Here is a 15567-nt window from a genome sequence, read left to right as displayed (position 1 = left end):
AAAAACATGTTACCGTTTTCTAGTTTATCAGTTAACTGATAATTAGAATTGGTAAACTAAACCTAAGCCCAGAACGTTGTCAGTGCTGATACCTGCTGATTTAGTGAAGTCATTTTTATCTAACAGGTTGATTTTATAATCAACAACTGCAGACATGTTTTTGTTGAAGTAGTAGTAAGAACCTACAGAAATATATTTAACTAAATCTTCATTCTTAGCGCTGTTGCTCAGGCTCTTACCTTTAGATTGGTTATAACCGATAGATGGTTTTAAACCGAAATCAAACAGGTACTGAGCTACTAACTCAACGTTTTCAGTTTTGTTAGCGATCAGGTCGGCGCTACCGTAGTGAGTAGTATTCAAAGTTTGACCGTACATAGCTGCTAAGTAAACATTGTTAGCGTCGAATTTACCACCAACGTTCCATGCTTGAGCACGGTCGCCAGTTGCGCCAGTTGCTTTACTGTTTTGGTTTGGAGTACGGGAAGAATTTGAGTAACCACCACCCAGTGTTACACCCCAACCTAAGTCATAAGCAGTTGAGAAACCGTAACCGTCTCCGTTGTTTTCCCAAGCGTTTTTAGTACCAGATTTATTTTGGTCACCATTTTTACCTTGATATTGCAGCGCGAAGCTCAGGCCATCAACATAACCAAATGCATTGTTGTTACGGTAAGTTAACAGGTTGCGGTTACGGCTAGTCATGAAGGTATCAGCTTGGGCCATAGTGTCGCCGCCCCATAAAGGCATAACGTCGGTCCATGCGTTCGTGTCATAGATAACACCGTAGTTACGGCCGTAATCGATTGAACCGAAATCAGCAAATTTCAGACCCGCGTAAGCTAAACGGTTTTTATTGTCGTTATTGCCTTCAGTTTTATTAGTCTTAGTTTCCCACTCGAAACGACCAAAACCAGTCAGTTGGTCAGTGATTTGAGTATCACCTTTCAGGCCTAAACGAACACGTGAATCATCACCGTCTTGGCTTTTTGCATTGTCACCAGCTTTAACGCGAGCATCAGCAAAGTAGTGACGAACGTCAACTTTACCGTAAACGTCTAATTTGTTACCGTCTTTGTTGTATACTTCAGCTGCGTTTGCTGCACCAGCAGCTAACAGAGCTGGGATAACCATTGCAAGAATATTGCGTTTCATCATTATTATTACCCTCATTGGTGTTATTCGGACACCTGCCACTGCCAAAAATAATTCGCAAAAAATAATTGGAACTATTTATGAGAGATTAGTGTCGTCTATGTCGGCGACCAGTGTTCCATTGCTAAATAAAATTATCTACCCTCAAAGTGCTACAAAATCAAAGATTCTGAAACAAATGGTAACTAGATGTTTCAAAATGTAAAAAATAGAACAATAAATAACCACTCATCGTACCAGTTTAAAAAATATTACAAAAATTAGGGAACTTTTTCAAAAGGTAAATTGAGTTTTTTTTGAGCAGTTTAGCGAATACAAAGCGGTTATTTATCACTAGTAAAAAGAGAATAGTGAGATTAAAAAGCAGATTATTCTTAGTGGTAGCAGATTGCTGGCTGTTTGCGGAGAATAATAAGGTGATAACGTAAAAATTGTGATCGAGTTATCATGTGGCTGTAATTTGATGTAACAAGATGAGATAGTTGTATAGTGAAAGTATATTAGAGCTGAAAAGTTACGGGCCAACATTAGTTGGCCCGTAACTTAGGGTATTAATACAGAAAAGGAGTTATTAGAACGCTGCATTTCTTGGGGTACGTGGGAATGGAATCACTTCACGTACGTTACCCACACCAGTGACATAAGCCACTAAACGCTCAAAACCAAGGCCGAAACCTGAGTGAGGAACGGTGCCATAACGACGCAGATCACGGTACCACCAGTAATCTTCTTTATTCATGCCCATTTCTTCAAGGCGGGCATCGAGCATATCAAGACGTTCTTCACGCTGTGAGCCACCGATGATTTCGCCAATACCCGGTGCTAATACATCCATCGCAGCAACGGTTTTGCCATCTTCATTGAGGCGCATATAGAACGCTTTGATGTCTTTCGGGTAGTTTTTCACAACCACAGGGGCTTTAAAGTGTTGCTCAGCAAGGTAACGCTCATGCTCAGACGACATATCGACGCCCCAATAAACTGGGTTTTCGAATTTTTGACCACAAGTTTCTAGGATTTTAATGGCATCCGTATAATCAACTTGTGCAAAGTCTGAGTTAACAAAGTTTTCTAAGCGGTTGATAACGTCTTTATCGACACGTTGTGCAAAGAATTCTAAGTCATCACGACGTTCTTCAAGGGCGGCTTTGAAGGCGAATTTCAGCATTTTCTCTGCAAGGCCTGCGACATCATCTAAAGAAGCAAAAGCCACTTCAGGTTCGACCATCCAGAACTCAGCTAAGTGACGGCTGGTATTCGAGTTTTCCGCACGGAAGGTTGGGCCGAAAGTGTAGACTTTGCTAATTGCTGTAGCGTAGGCTTCACCGTTTAGTTGGCCTGAAACAGTTAAGAAAGCTTCGCGACCAAAGAAATCTTCGCTGAAATCGACTTCACCTTTGTCATCGCGTGGCAGGTTATTGTAATCCAATGTAGAAACACGGAACATTTCCCCCGCGCCTTCGGTGTCTGACGCAGTGATAACTGGAGTTGAAACCCAGAAGTAGCCTTGCTCATCAAAGAAACGGTGGATAGCTTGCGCTAAAGTGTGGCGCACACGTGCAACGGCACCAATTAAGTTAGTGCGTGGGCGCAAGTGTGCGGCTTCACGTAAAAACTCAACACTGTGGCGTTTTGCTGCCATTGGGTAGGTGTCAGGGTCTTCAACCCAACCAACAACTTTTACAGCAGTGGCTTCAAGCTCAAATGATTGACCTTGGCCTGGGGATTCTTTTACGGTACCCGTAACTTCAACAGAACAACCCGTTGTTAGGTGCAGGACTTCGTCATTATAATTCGGTAAATTATTATTAATGATAGCCTGTAACGGATTAAAGCAAGAACCGTCATAAACGGCGAGGAAAGAAAAACCAGCATTTGAATCTCTCCTTGTACGTACCCAGCCTTGAACGGTGACTTCTGTGCCTACCGCCACTCGGCCTTGCAGTACGTCGACTACAGGCGCTACTATCATATAATTCACTCTCTTCATATTTAACGATATCTACTTCGACTATCTCAATCCGTCATACTTCGAGCCGTAGATGCGTTGGCTTCACAAACCGACCCTAGTCACATACTTATGTATGCTCCTAGGGCTCACTTTGTTTGCCGCCTTCCTACAACCCGAATTATTTAGGATGTAATTCAAATTGTTTTAAATCCATTCGACCGCTTATATCTATGAATATTATTCAAAAAATGTCATCGGTTTATGGCGATTAAAATAGTTAAAGTAGGGATATTAACGAAATCCCATTTTTCAGGGGCCAAAGCTCTATGTTACTTGCCATTTATTAGGAAACAAGTAAAAAATCGCGATAAAACATTTCTGTTGAAGCGAAGCGTGGTTATTGAGCTTAAAAGCTATAGTAATAGTAAGTGAATAAAAGAAAAAGGGGGTTTTGAAGCTCTGGGCAAGAAAAGTGCAAATTCTTACTCAGAGCTAGGGAAAAGTGACTTAATTAGCTGGCTTTTTCCATTTTAGGTAGGTCGAACGCTTTTCTGAGTTGATTGACGAACTCATCATCTTCACAAATGGTTTTTCCAGGGCTATCTGAGAGCTTAGCGACAGGCTTACCATTGCACTCTACCAATTTGATCACAATATTTAGCGGTGTAACATTGGGAATATTGCAGGTTAGACGAGTGCCGATACCAAAAACAAGGTTAATCCGTTGGTGGAAATAACGATATAATTCAAGTGCTTTTTGTAAGTCTAAGCTGTCAGAGAACACCAGTGTTTTGCTCATAGGGTCGATACCCAATTTTTGGTAATGAGCGATGGCTTTTTCACCCCATTCGATCGGGTCCCCTGAATCATGACGCAACCCTTGGTAGCGGTTCGCAAAGTTAGCATCAAAATCACGCAAAAAGGCATTCATGGTGATACAGTCAGTTAATGCGACACCTAAGTGATTAGGGTATTCATCTAGCCAGCTCTGCAATGCTTCGCGTTGGCTATTTGCCAATTCAGGGCTGATTTGCTGGTGGGCTTGGAACCACTCATGGGCTTGTGTGCCAACAGGGGCTAGGTCTAACTCGTGAGCAAGTTTGTAATTACTCGTCCCCACAAGATAAGGAAATTCTTGTTTAAGCATCGAAACAATGGCGGATTGCACATCGTAGGAAAAACGGCGGCGTGTCCCGAAGTCCATGAGCTTAAAATGAGACAAATCAAGCTGGTGCTTATCAGCTTGTTGATAAAAAACATTTAACAGCTTTTTAAGTTGCTGAACTGCATCATCAGGATGAATGTTTGGGTGCCTATCTTTTTGGATGATTTCACTGACCAATGCAAGGAGTGGTACCTCCCACATGATCACTTCACGCCAAGGCCCACTAATGCGAATAGCCAATTGGCCTTCGTCGGTGGTACTGACAACGACTTGTTCAGGGTTAAAGCGAAATGACTTTAACCACATAAGATAGTCTTCTTGGAAGAAAGGTAAACAGCGGAGAAAATTCAGTTCATCATCAGAAAGTGATAACTTAGCCATCAACTGAATTTGTTGCCTGATTTCATTGGCGTAAGCACCTAAGATCTCACTGCTACGACAACGGAATTCAGCGACAACCGGTACCTGATAGTAACGGTGGAAAACGGCCTGCTGCATATGAAGCTTGTAAGCATCGGTATCAAGCAGTGATGTAATAATTGGTGTAGCGTCTAAATTCATGGCACGCAGACATCCTCGCGGAGCTTATCTTTACCACTAATGCTGTTAATTTTTACTCTTGTTTCCCTTGAAGAAACCTGTTTGATTTTCAAAAGTCACAATGAGATAAAAGCGGCAATAGTTGTTAGCTAAATCGTTAAAGTTGCAAAAGTATACCCACTTTAGCAAAAGATAGAAGTGTTATTCCACCTCTTGCTTTCAAGGAGCACGGCAATCTAAATTCGCGCATTGCTTTTCTGTATAACTATTTTCTGTATTACTATGAAATCAAATAAATACGCTTCATTCGTATTGTGTCTCATAAATTGCGTCCCATAGAAACAGACAAAAGCATTAATCACCAAAAGATACTAACACGCCATAGAATATTTAATAGTGCTATAGCACCAACAAGCAAACGAGTTTTTAACAAAATTAAGTACGGTGAGCCATATAAAATTAACATAACCATAAAAATAGATAACATTTTTTGATGAAAATGTTTCTCAAATCCATTCACATTATTGTGGCTTATAGTATTGTATAAGTAATAAAGCAGTACGATATTGAATATAACGAATTAAAAGGTTACTTATGACCCAGCTAAGACAAGCGAAATATCGTCAGGATTATCAAGCACCTGATTACACAATTACAGAAATTGACCTCGATTTTAATCTTGATCCAGTGAAGACAGTCGTTACCGCAATAAGCAAGGTAAAACGCCTTAATCCGCAATCTTCAACGCTTGAACTCAATGGCGAAGATTTATCACTAGTCAGTATTGAAGTCGATGGCAAAGCGTGGAAAAACTATAAAGAATCTGAAGGTAAATTGATTATTGAATCATTACCAGAATCTTTTACACTGCGGATTGTGAATGAAATTAGCCCTGAAAAAAATACAGCGTTAGAAGGGCTATATGTTTCAGGTGAGGCGCTATGCACACAATGTGAAGCGGAAGGTTTTCGCCATATTACCTATTACCAAGACCGACCAGATGTGCTGGCTCGTTATACCACTACAATTACAGCAGATAAATCACGTTATCCTTATTTATTATCAAATGGTAACCGTATCGCAGAAGGTGAGTTAGAAGACGGCCGCCATTGGGTGAAATGGGAAGACCCATTCCCAAAACCAAGTTATTTATTTGCCTTAGTTGCAGGCGATTTTGACGTTTTAAAAGACATATTTGTCACTCGCAGTGGTCGTGAAGTTGCGTTAGAGCTCTTTGTTGATAAAGGCAATTTAGACCGTGCTCCTTGGGCAATGCAGTCCCTTAAAAATGCCATGAAATGGGATGAAGAACGCTTTGGTTTAGAATATGACCTTGATATCTATATGATTGTTGCTGTTGATTTCTTCAACATGGGAGCAATGGAAAATAAAGGGTTGAATGTCTTTAACTCGAAATATGTTTTAGCCAAAAGCGAAACCGCGACAGATAAAGACTATCTGAATATCGAATCCGTGATTGGCCACGAGTATTTCCATAATTGGACAGGAAACCGCATTACTTGTCGTGACTGGTTCCAATTGAGCTTAAAAGAAGGGTTAACTGTTTTCCGCGATCAAGAATTTAGCTCTGATTTAGGCTCTCGCTCTGTTAACCGTATCAACAATGTTAAAGTGATGCGTTCAGCCCAGTTTGCTGAAGATGCAAGCCCAATGGCGCACCCGATCCGCCCTGACAAAGTCATTGAAATGAACAATTTCTATACTTTAACAGTGTATGAAAAAGGGTCTGAAGTCATTCGCATGATCCATACGCTGCTCGGTGAGGAAATGTTCCAAGCGGGAATACAACTTTATGTTCATCGCCATGATGGCAGTGCGGCAACCTGTGACGATTTTGTGCAGGCGATGGAAGATGCGTCAAATGTTGATTTATCACTATTTCGTCGTTGGTATAGCCAATCAGGGACGCCAGTTTTAACTGTGCGTGATGAATATTCACCAGAAAAACAACAATATACGCTACATGTTAGCCAAATGACGCCACCTACGGCGGATCAAGCTGAAAAACGACCATTACATATCCCATTGGATATCGAGCTCTATGATGAGCAAGGTGGAATTATTACGCTAAAACGTGATGGTAGTGTGGTAAATTCAGTGCTAAACATTACGCAAGAAACTCAAACGTTTGTTTTTGATGAGGTGACAAGTCGCCCAGTTCCCTCCTTATTGCGTGAGTTTTCAGCCCCTGTAAAATTAGATTACAACTACACAGATGAGCAATTAGCTTTCTTGATGCAGCATGCAAGCAATGAATTTGCTCGTTGGGATGCTGCTCAGCAACTCATTAATAATTATGTAAAAATTAACGTGGCTCACTATCAAAATGGCGAGACTTTAGTTTTACCTGAGCCTGTGGTTGATGCTTTTCGCGGTGTATTATTAAGTGATTCGATTGACCCTGCGTTAGTCGCCTTGATCTTAACGTTACCTTCTGAAAATGAGCTGGCAGAATTATTTACGGTTATCGACCCTGTTGCGATCCACGAAGTTATAAACTTTATTCATCATCATTTAGCAGTAGAAATGCATGATGAACTTCTCTCGGTTTATCGCTCCATTAATATTGATGGCTATCGTGTTGATCACCAAGATATCGCTAAACGCTCATTGCGTAATATTTGCCTGCAATACTTAGCCGCGGGTGATGATAGCGAGCTGGCGAACAAATTAGTGTTGGAACAATACCAATCTGCCGATAACATGACGGATTCATTGGCCGCATTGACCGCAGCTAACGAATCACTGTTACCTTGTAAAGCACAGTTAATGGCAGACTTTGATGAGCGTTGGCACCATGACGGGTTAGTCATGGATAAGTGGTTTACATTACAAGGGGCGAACCCTGCAAAAGAAGCGCTTGCTAATGTACGTGAATTATTGGATCACCGCTCATTTAGCATGGGTAACCCTAACCGTGTTCGCTCACTTGTTGGTGCTTTCACTGCGGGGAATCCTGTTAATTTCCATGCAGAAGATAGCAGTGGTTACCAATTTTTGTATGAAATTTTAGTTGATCTCAATACGCGCAACCCGCAAGTGGCTTCAAGATTGATTGAGCCGTTGATCCGTTTAAAACGTTATGATGAACAGCGCCAAGCACAGATGCGTAAAGTGCTTGAGCAATTAAAAGCGCTCGATAACCTTTCTGGTGATCTATTTGAAAAAATTACCAAAGCGTTAGAAAGCTGATTTATATATAGCTAACCAATTATTGGTTTTAATAAGCCGCTAAAATTTAATTTAGCGGCTTATTTGTTTATGACAATAATGGAATATTAAATGAGAGATAACTGTCATAAAGTGGTTGTTTTCCCCCAAAAAACCAGGCAAATGAATTTTTATTGATTTTTTCATAGTAAAAGGATGGTGAGATAGGGTAATCTATAGCGCGTTTTATCCGACGAAAAAACCGCATGTATGAATGAAAGCTCGGCAAATTGTATTTGGCGAGGTTTTAGCGTGCGATATGATGTCTACTCTATTGAAACGTACTAGTAAAAATAGGTTATTGGATATGTTATATCATCTTGCCCGCAAGGCACTGTTCCAGCTCGATCCTGAAAAAGCTCATGAATTGACTTTTCGCCAGCTTCAACGTTTGAACCATTCCCCTTTCCAATGTCTTATTCGCCAATCTGTTGCCACTAAACCCGTTCAATGCATGGGGCTTTCCTTTAAAAACCCACTAGGGCTCGCCGCGGGTTTAGATAAAGATGGTGAATGTATTGATGCATTTGGTGCCATGGGGTTTGGGTTTATAGAAATTGGTACGGTAACCCCTCGTCCTCAGTCAGGTAATGACAAACCGCGGTTATTTCGACTTGTAGAAGCTGAAGGTTTAATTAACCGGATGGGGTTTAATAATAAAGGTGTCGATAACCTTGTAGAGAATGTTAAAAAATCGAATTATGGCGGGATCATTGGTATCAATATTGGTAAAAATAAAGATACGCCTGTTGAACAAGGTAAAGATGACTATTTAATTTGCATGGATAAGGTCTATGCTCATGCAGGTTATATTGCTATTAATATTTCCTCACCAAATACGCCAGGCTTGCGTACATTACAATATGGCGAAGCACTGGATGATTTATTAAGTAGCATAAAAGCAAAGCAACTGGAATTACAATTACAGCACCAAAAATATGTGCCTATTGCTGTAAAAGTTGCGCCTGATTTATCTGAAGAGGAAATTATCCAAGTTTCAGATAGCCTAGTTAGACATAATATCGATGGCGTTATTGCGACGAATACCACGTTAGACCGCTCTTTGGTTCAAGGGATTAGTCATTGTAATGAAACGGGGGGATTAAGTGGTCGTCCTGTGCAATTAAAAAGTACGCAAGTTATTAAACTTATTTCACGTGAGTTAAATGGAAAGCTGCCAATAATTGGAGTCGGTGGAATTGATTCCCTTACCGCGGCGCGTGAAAAAATGGAAGCGGGTGCCTCTTTAATTCAAATTTATTCTGGTTTTATTTACCATGGGCCAAAATTAATTAAAGATATTGTTAACCATATCTAGTAATAAATTGTAAATTTACGTATCAAGGGGGTTTATTTATTCCCCCTTTTAAACTATATTGCTAATAGTGGCTATTTTTGTATCAAATTGAACGCAATTTTCAGTAGATTTGCTATTTAGATAACAATATTATCCGGATATTTCTAACGTATCTTATTTAGTAGATCCAATTTTTAGCATATAAAAATAAGCCCTAGAGTAAATTTAGAAAGGATCACTATAAAGATCATTTCTGCTATATTTACCGGTAAATCGCTAAAGGGTCGTTTATGAATATTAAACCTGATGATCATTGGCGTTGGTATTTTGATCATGACCATAATAGGGTGATGTTAGATCTCGCCAACGGCATGATATTTCGTTCATGTTTTCCTGCTAAGATGCTAACGGTTTTTGCTCGTAATGAGATGCCATTTAGTATCGAAGATGCAGGTGAATATTATTTATTCGATGAGCAGGCTAAAAGATTAAATATTACTCAAGAAGAAAGAGCTGAATTAGTCTTAAATAGCTTAGTTGCTTTTCGTTTTTTAAAACCACAGATGCCAAAGAGTTGGTATTTTTCTTCATTTCACTATATTAATGAACCTAAACAGGGGCAAATAATCCAAGTGTGTTTAGAAAATACAAACCAGTACTTCACATTTATTATTGCTGAAGCTGGCCCATCTGCGAGTTTATGTTTATTAGCAGAACCAATCTTAGAATTACCCGATCGAACTTTACGATTTTGCGATCCAATTAAGATCATGAATGATCGCATGCTTGAATATTCATCTAAAGTGAAGCGTCAATTATACGGTAATGCTATTTAAATGATCGCTAGAGATCAAAAAAGAATAACTAAATAAATAGGCTTTTTGCTAATTTAATGAATCCCAGTTTGCGTGTTTAACACCATCATAGAATTGAACCCTTGATGGTGTTAAAAATAAAACCAGTGCTTAGTTAAACGCTAATTTAACAGATGTTTTCGGGATACAACTACAGGCGAGTATATAACCGTTTTCTTTAATGGCGCTTTGTTTTAATGGGGTGACTTCTCCTGAAATCAGTTTAATTTTACAGCGGCCGCAGATACCAGCACGACATGAATAAGGGATAGTTAAACCATTGGATTCTAATTGCTCAAGGATCACATTTTGGTTATCACCTTCATATTCTGTTTCTTCAAAAACTAAACTGACATTATTGGCTTGGGTCTTCAAGCTATTAGCTGCTAGGTCACTTTCACGTTCTTGAACTAAATATTGTTTTGCTGGTTTAGTTTCTAGTACCGTCAGGGTATCACCAACACGAATAACCCCCGTATTTTTAATAATCACATTTTGTCCGAAATCGACATCACCAGTTTCATCTGAACGGAAGGTTTGCAGTGTCGCAAGTGGCTCACTGTGGGGATGTTTAATTCCTTTTTCTGGGCTAACGGTCGTTAAAATGCACCGGCTACATGGCCTATCTAATGTAAAAACGACATCACCAATTTGAATGGTTTTCCATGTGTCTTCTTCAAAAGGCTTGGCACCTGTAATGATTAAATTGCCACGAAACTGCTCTAATTTAATACTCGCAGGGCAACGGCGCTGTAGTTCTTGGACTGAAGCTTCGTTGATCAGTAAGAAAGGGTAGCCATCAGCAAAAGACATCGGCACATCTTGGTGTTCTTTGACACGGCGAGAAAGCTGTGGGCTCAGCCAGCGTAGTTGTACGGGCTCATCAAAAAAGGTACTTAACCAGCGATTTATTGCTTCAGGTGCAATAAGTGCATGAAAATGATTACCCCAAACTTCAGTAGGGCTCTGCTTCTCGTTAAAGTCCTGATACAATACCGTTGCACTTTCGCCATTTGGTGCTCGCAAGTGAAGACCATTATTGAGCATTACCGGTGTAAAAAGTAACATTTGTGGATATTTTCTCGCCGTAATAAACTTACCTTCCAGCGTGGTTACCATAAAATTACGATCAAAAGTCAAACCGCTAATATCAGCGAAGGCGTGGGATAAACGAACTCCTCGCATAGATTTAACTGGGTGTGTGTAAAGGCGCGAAAGCGTTATCATTTTTTAATCCTTATAATTGTGCGTAGCAACTTTATGACAACTGCATAAGATTAGCTATAATGCGCAACAATTTTTCATCCAAATTGGTAATAAATACTATGAATTCTCTGTTTGCCAGCACAGCTCGCGGCCTTGAAGAACTACTGAAAACGGAATTAGAATCGCTTGGCGCTAGCCAATGCAAAGTGGCCCAAGGGGGTGTCTATTTTCAGGCCGACGAACGTGTTATGTACCAAAGCCTACTGTGGAGTCGGCTGGCATCGCGTATTTTATTGCCACTGAATGATTTTGATGTCTACAGTGACCTAGATTTGTACCTCGGTGTACAAGCTATCGACTGGAGTGAGATTTTTTCAGTCAATGATACCTTTGTTGTTCATTTTACGGGGACTAACGAAGAAATTCGCAATAGCCAATACGGCGCATTGAAAGTGAAAGATGCTATCGTAGACAGCTTTGTACGCAAGCTTGACCAGCGGCCTGATGTGGCTCGCCAGCAAGCGGATATTCGTATTAACGTCTATCTGAATAAAGAGAAAGCCAGTGTGGCTCTCGATTTGAGTGGTGATTCATTACATATTCGTGGCTACCGCGATTTGGCAGGCCAAGCCCCCTTAAAAGAGACACTGGCAGCAGCAATTATTAACCGTTCAGGTTGGCAGCAAGGAACTCCCTTGGTCGACCCGATGTGTGGTTCAGGAACATTGTTAATTGAAGCCGCAATGATGGCAACGGATAAAGCCCCCGGCTTACACCGTACTCATTGGGGGTTTTATGCATGGTCTAAATTTAACGCGGAACTTTGGCGTGAATTAACCACGGAAGCGCAAGTGCGTTTCCGCCAAGGTTTGAAAGAGACGACATCGCGCTTTTATGGTTTTGATATCGATAAGCGTGTACTTGAAATGGCTCGTGCGAACGCACGCCGGGCAGGGTTACAAGATTTAATCACCTTTAAGCAAGGTGATGCCGCTGCATTGGAAAACCCAGTTAAGGTCGATACGTTAGGCACAATTATTAGCAATCCCCCGTATGGTGAGCGTTTAGAAAGTGAGCCTGCTTTAATTGCGCTACATAGTCAGTTAGGGCGGATCGTGAAGGCCCGCTTCCCTGGTTGGCGTTTATCGATTTTTAGTGCTTCTCCTGAGTTACTCAGCTGCTTGCAACTGCGTTCAGAGCGTGAGTTTAAAGCTAAGAATGGTCCTTTAGATTGTGTCCAGAAAAACTACCAGCTAGCGGCTACGCCATCAGAAACGATAGCGGAAATTTCACCTGATTTTGCAAATCGCTTACGTAAAAATATCAAGAAATTAAGTAAATGGGCAAAACAACAAGGCATTGATAGTTACCGTGTTTATGATGCTGATTTACCTGAATACAATGTTGCGGTTGATATTTATGGCGATAAAGTGGTGATCCAAGAATACGCGCCACCGAAAACCGTTGATGAACGCAAAGCTCGTCAACGCCTATTTGATGTGATCACTGCAACAATGAATGTGCTAGAACTGACATCGAATCAGCTAGTGTTAAAAACGCGCCAGCGCCAAAAAGGCAAGCAGCAGTATGAGAAATTAGCGCAAAAAGACGATTTCTTTTTAGTGCAAGAATACAATGCGAAAATGTTGGTGAATTTGACGGACTATCTGGATACAGGGTTATTTCTTGACCATCGTATTGCCCGTAAAATGTTAGGCCAGATGAGTAAAGATGCCGATTTCTTAAATTTGTTCTGTTACACCGGCACTGCCACTGTGCATGCAGGGCTTGGCGGCGCGAAAAGCACCACTTCCGTAGATATGTCACGCACTTATCTTGAGTGGGCTGAGAAAAACCTACAAGCGAATGGGCTAACAGGTCGCCAACATCGTTTAATTCAAGCGGATTGCTTGAGTTGGCTGGCGAATAGCCGGGAACAATTTGATTTGATCTTTATTGATCCCCCAACATTCTCAAATTCAAAACGCATGGATGGTACGTTTGATGTGCAACGGGATCATATCCAATTGATTACCCACCTAAAGCGGTTATTACGCCGTGGTGGAACCGTAATGTTTTCTAATAACAAACGTGGTTTCAAAATGGATCTTGAAGCAATTAAAGAATTAGGTTTACAAGCGCAAGAAATCACAGCGAAAACACTGTCAGAAGATTTTGCTCGTAACCGTCAAATACATAACTGCTGGCTAATTAGCCACGCAGAGTAAGGATAGAATCAATGGCTTTAATTAATTTGTCGGGTGCATACCTTTCGTTTAGTGATGCCCCATTACTGGATAATACCGAAATTCATATCGAAGATAACGAACGTGTATGTTTGGTTGGCCGCAATGGTGCAGGTAAATCAACGTTAATGCGTGTGTTAACGAAAGAACAGCCGTTAGATGATGGCCAATTGGTTTATGAGCAAGATTTAGTTGTTGCACGCTTGCAGCAAGACCCTCCGCGTAATATTGAAGGCACTATTTTTGATTTTGTGGCTGAAGGTGTTGCAGAACAAGCTCAGTACCTCAAAGATTATCACCATGTTGCGAAAGAGGTCGAAACCGACCCGAGTGAAAAAAATCTAAATAAATTAGCTGAATTGCAAGAGGTGTTAGATAACCGTAATTTATGGTTATTAGATTCTCGTATCAGTGATGTGCTGAAAAAACTCGGTTTACCTGCAGATGCAGAACTGTCTTCATTATCAGGTGGTTGGCTACGTAAAGCGGCTTTGGGTCGTGCGTTAGTGAGTAACCCGCGAGTACTCTTTTTAGATGAGCCAACCAACCACTTAGATATAGAAACAATTCTTTGGCTGGAAAATTTCCTAAAAGATTTCCAAGGCAGCATCGTATTTATTTCCCATGACCGTTCATTTATCCGTAATATGGCAACCCGTATTATTGATTTAGACCGTGGGAAATTAGCATCTTGGCCGGGTAATTATGATGACTACTTGGTGAATAAAGAAGAAGCTTTGCGTGTTGAAGAGATGCAAAATGCGGAATTTGACCGCAAATTAGCCCAAGAAGAGACGTGGATCCGCCAAGGTATTAAAGCGCGACGTACTCGTAACGAAGGTCGTGTTCGTGCGCTGAAAGCGCTACGCGTAGAGCGTTCAGAGCGTCGTGAAGTGATGGGCACAGCGAAAATGCAAGTGGGTGAAGCAGCCCGTTCTGGCAAAATTGTGTTCGAAATGGAAAATGTGAATTACCAGATTGATAATAAAGTACTGGTAAAAGATTTTTCAGCTCAAGTATTACGTGGCGATAAAATCGCGCTAGTTGGGCCAAACGGTTGTGGTAAAACAACATTATTGCGTTTGATGTTGGGGGATTTGCAAGCAGATAGCGGACGAGTGCATTGTGGGACTAAGTTGGAAGTTGCTTATTTCGACCAGCACCGCGCAGCATTGGACCCAGATAAAACCGTGATGGATAATTTAGCGGAAGGTAAACAAGAAGTCATGGTGAATGGTAAGCCACGCCATGTTCTCGGCTATTTGCAAGACTTTATGTTCCCGCCAAAACGTGCAATGACACCGGTTAGGGCGCTTTCTGGTGGTGAGCGTAACCGCTTGTTGCTTGCGCGTTTATTCCTAAAACCAAGTAACTTATTGATCCTCGATGAACCGACTAACGACCTTGATGTCGAAACTTTAGAGTTACTCGAAGAGCTAGTTGATGGTTACCAAGGAACGGTTTTGTTGGTTAGCCATGACCGAGAGTTTGTTGATAACAGTGTGACAGAATGTTGGATCTTCGAAGGTAATGGGGTCATTAACCGTTTTGCTGGTGGGTATTATGATGCTCAACAACAAAAAGCACAAACCGTGAGTTTGAAAGCAGAACAAACAGGTAAAGTGGCTGGCCAAGATAAACCAACGAAACCGAAAGAAGCGGTAAAGCGGTCAAATAAGCTCAGTTATAATTTATTACGTGAATTGGAACAGTTGCCAGCAAAATTGGAACAACTTGAAAGTGATATTGAAGCACTACAAGCTCAAGTTGGCGATGCAGATTTTTTCAACCAACCGCATGATGTAACAGAAAAAACGCTGACTCAGCTATCTGCAAAAGAAGCTGAATTAGAGCAAGCGTTTGACCGTTGGCAAGAGCTTGAATTACTGAAAAACGGCGAATGACGCTTTAATTAAAGGAGC

At 41.0% G+C, this 15567-nt stretch carries 9 protein-coding genes; 5 read left to right on the top strand and 4 right to left on the bottom strand.

Annotation, left to right across the window (positions count from 1 at the left end; all coding sequences use genetic code 11):
• Window positions 1-42: 42 nt before the first annotated feature.
• The 3 genes from P3L44_RS14255 to pncB all read right to left on the bottom strand — a co-directional run bounded on the left by P3L44_RS14255 (window position 43) and on the right by pncB (window position 4832).
• Window positions 43-1158: a porin gene (locus P3L44_RS14255; protein ID WP_272661765.1), complete on the bottom strand. Its 1116-nt coding sequence runs from the start codon at window positions 1156-1158 to the stop codon at window positions 43-45.
• A 568-nt stretch (window positions 1159-1726) separates the two neighbouring features.
• Window positions 1727-3127 carry an asparagine--tRNA ligase gene (gene asnS, locus P3L44_RS14250; RefSeq protein ID WP_272661766.1) on the bottom strand — a complete coding sequence of 467 codons (1401 nt, stop codon included), beginning with the start codon at window positions 3125-3127 and terminating at the stop codon, window positions 1727-1729.
• 490 nt (window positions 3128-3617) lie between these two features.
• On the bottom strand, window positions 3618-4832 hold the full coding sequence (gene pncB / locus P3L44_RS14245; protein WP_272661767.1) for a nicotinate phosphoribosyltransferase: 1215 nt from the start codon (window positions 4830-4832) through the stop codon (window positions 3618-3620).
• 573 nt (window positions 4833-5405) lie between these two features.
• On the opposite strand from pncB, the gene pepN reads away from it, so the two are divergent.
• The 3 genes from pepN (at window position 5406) to P3L44_RS14230 (ending at window position 10175) form a co-directional block, all read left to right on the top strand.
• Window positions 5406-8024, top strand: coding sequence for an aminopeptidase N (gene pepN, locus P3L44_RS14240; protein WP_272661768.1), 2619 nt, complete (start codon window positions 5406-5408; stop codon window positions 8022-8024).
• A 325-nt stretch (window positions 8025-8349) separates the two neighbouring features.
• A complete protein-coding gene (gene pyrD, locus P3L44_RS14235; RefSeq protein WP_272661799.1) occupies window positions 8350-9360 on the top strand; it encodes a quinone-dependent dihydroorotate dehydrogenase in 1011 nt (336 codons plus the stop codon).
• A gap of 269 nt (window positions 9361-9629) precedes the next feature.
• Window positions 9630-10175 carry a cell division protein ZapC gene (locus P3L44_RS14230; protein ID WP_004909622.1) on the top strand — a complete coding sequence of 182 codons (546 nt, stop codon included), beginning with the start codon at window positions 9630-9632 and terminating at the stop codon, window positions 10173-10175.
• Between the two features lie 129 nt (window positions 10176-10304).
• Here P3L44_RS14230 and P3L44_RS14225 read toward each other — a convergent pair whose 3' ends face one another.
• A complete protein-coding gene (locus P3L44_RS14225; protein WP_272661769.1) occupies window positions 10305-11420 on the bottom strand; it encodes a YcbX family protein in 1116 nt (371 codons plus the stop codon).
• A gap of 98 nt (window positions 11421-11518) precedes the next feature.
• Between P3L44_RS14225 and rlmKL the strand changes: the two genes are divergently transcribed.
• A complete protein-coding gene (rlmKL, locus tag P3L44_RS14220; protein ID WP_140170776.1) occupies window positions 11519-13627 on the top strand; it encodes a bifunctional 23S rRNA (guanine(2069)-N(7))-methyltransferase RlmK/23S rRNA (guanine(2445)-N(2))-methyltransferase RlmL in 2109 nt (702 codons plus the stop codon).
• Between the two features lie 11 nt (window positions 13628-13638).
• Window positions 13639-15549 carry an ABC transporter ATP-binding protein gene (locus P3L44_RS14215; RefSeq protein WP_140170775.1) on the top strand — a complete coding sequence of 637 codons (1911 nt, stop codon included), beginning with the start codon at window positions 13639-13641 and terminating at the stop codon, window positions 15547-15549.
• The last annotated feature ends 18 nt before the right edge of the window (window positions 15550-15567 follow it).

It is taken from the genome of Providencia sp. PROV175, from assembly GCF_032707045.1.
In the GTDB taxonomy this organism is placed as follows: Bacteria; Pseudomonadota; Gammaproteobacteria; order Enterobacterales; family Enterobacteriaceae; genus Providencia; species Providencia hangzhouensis.
Note: the sequence above shows the minus strand (reverse complement) of the source record. Positions and strands in the feature narration are given on the sequence as shown.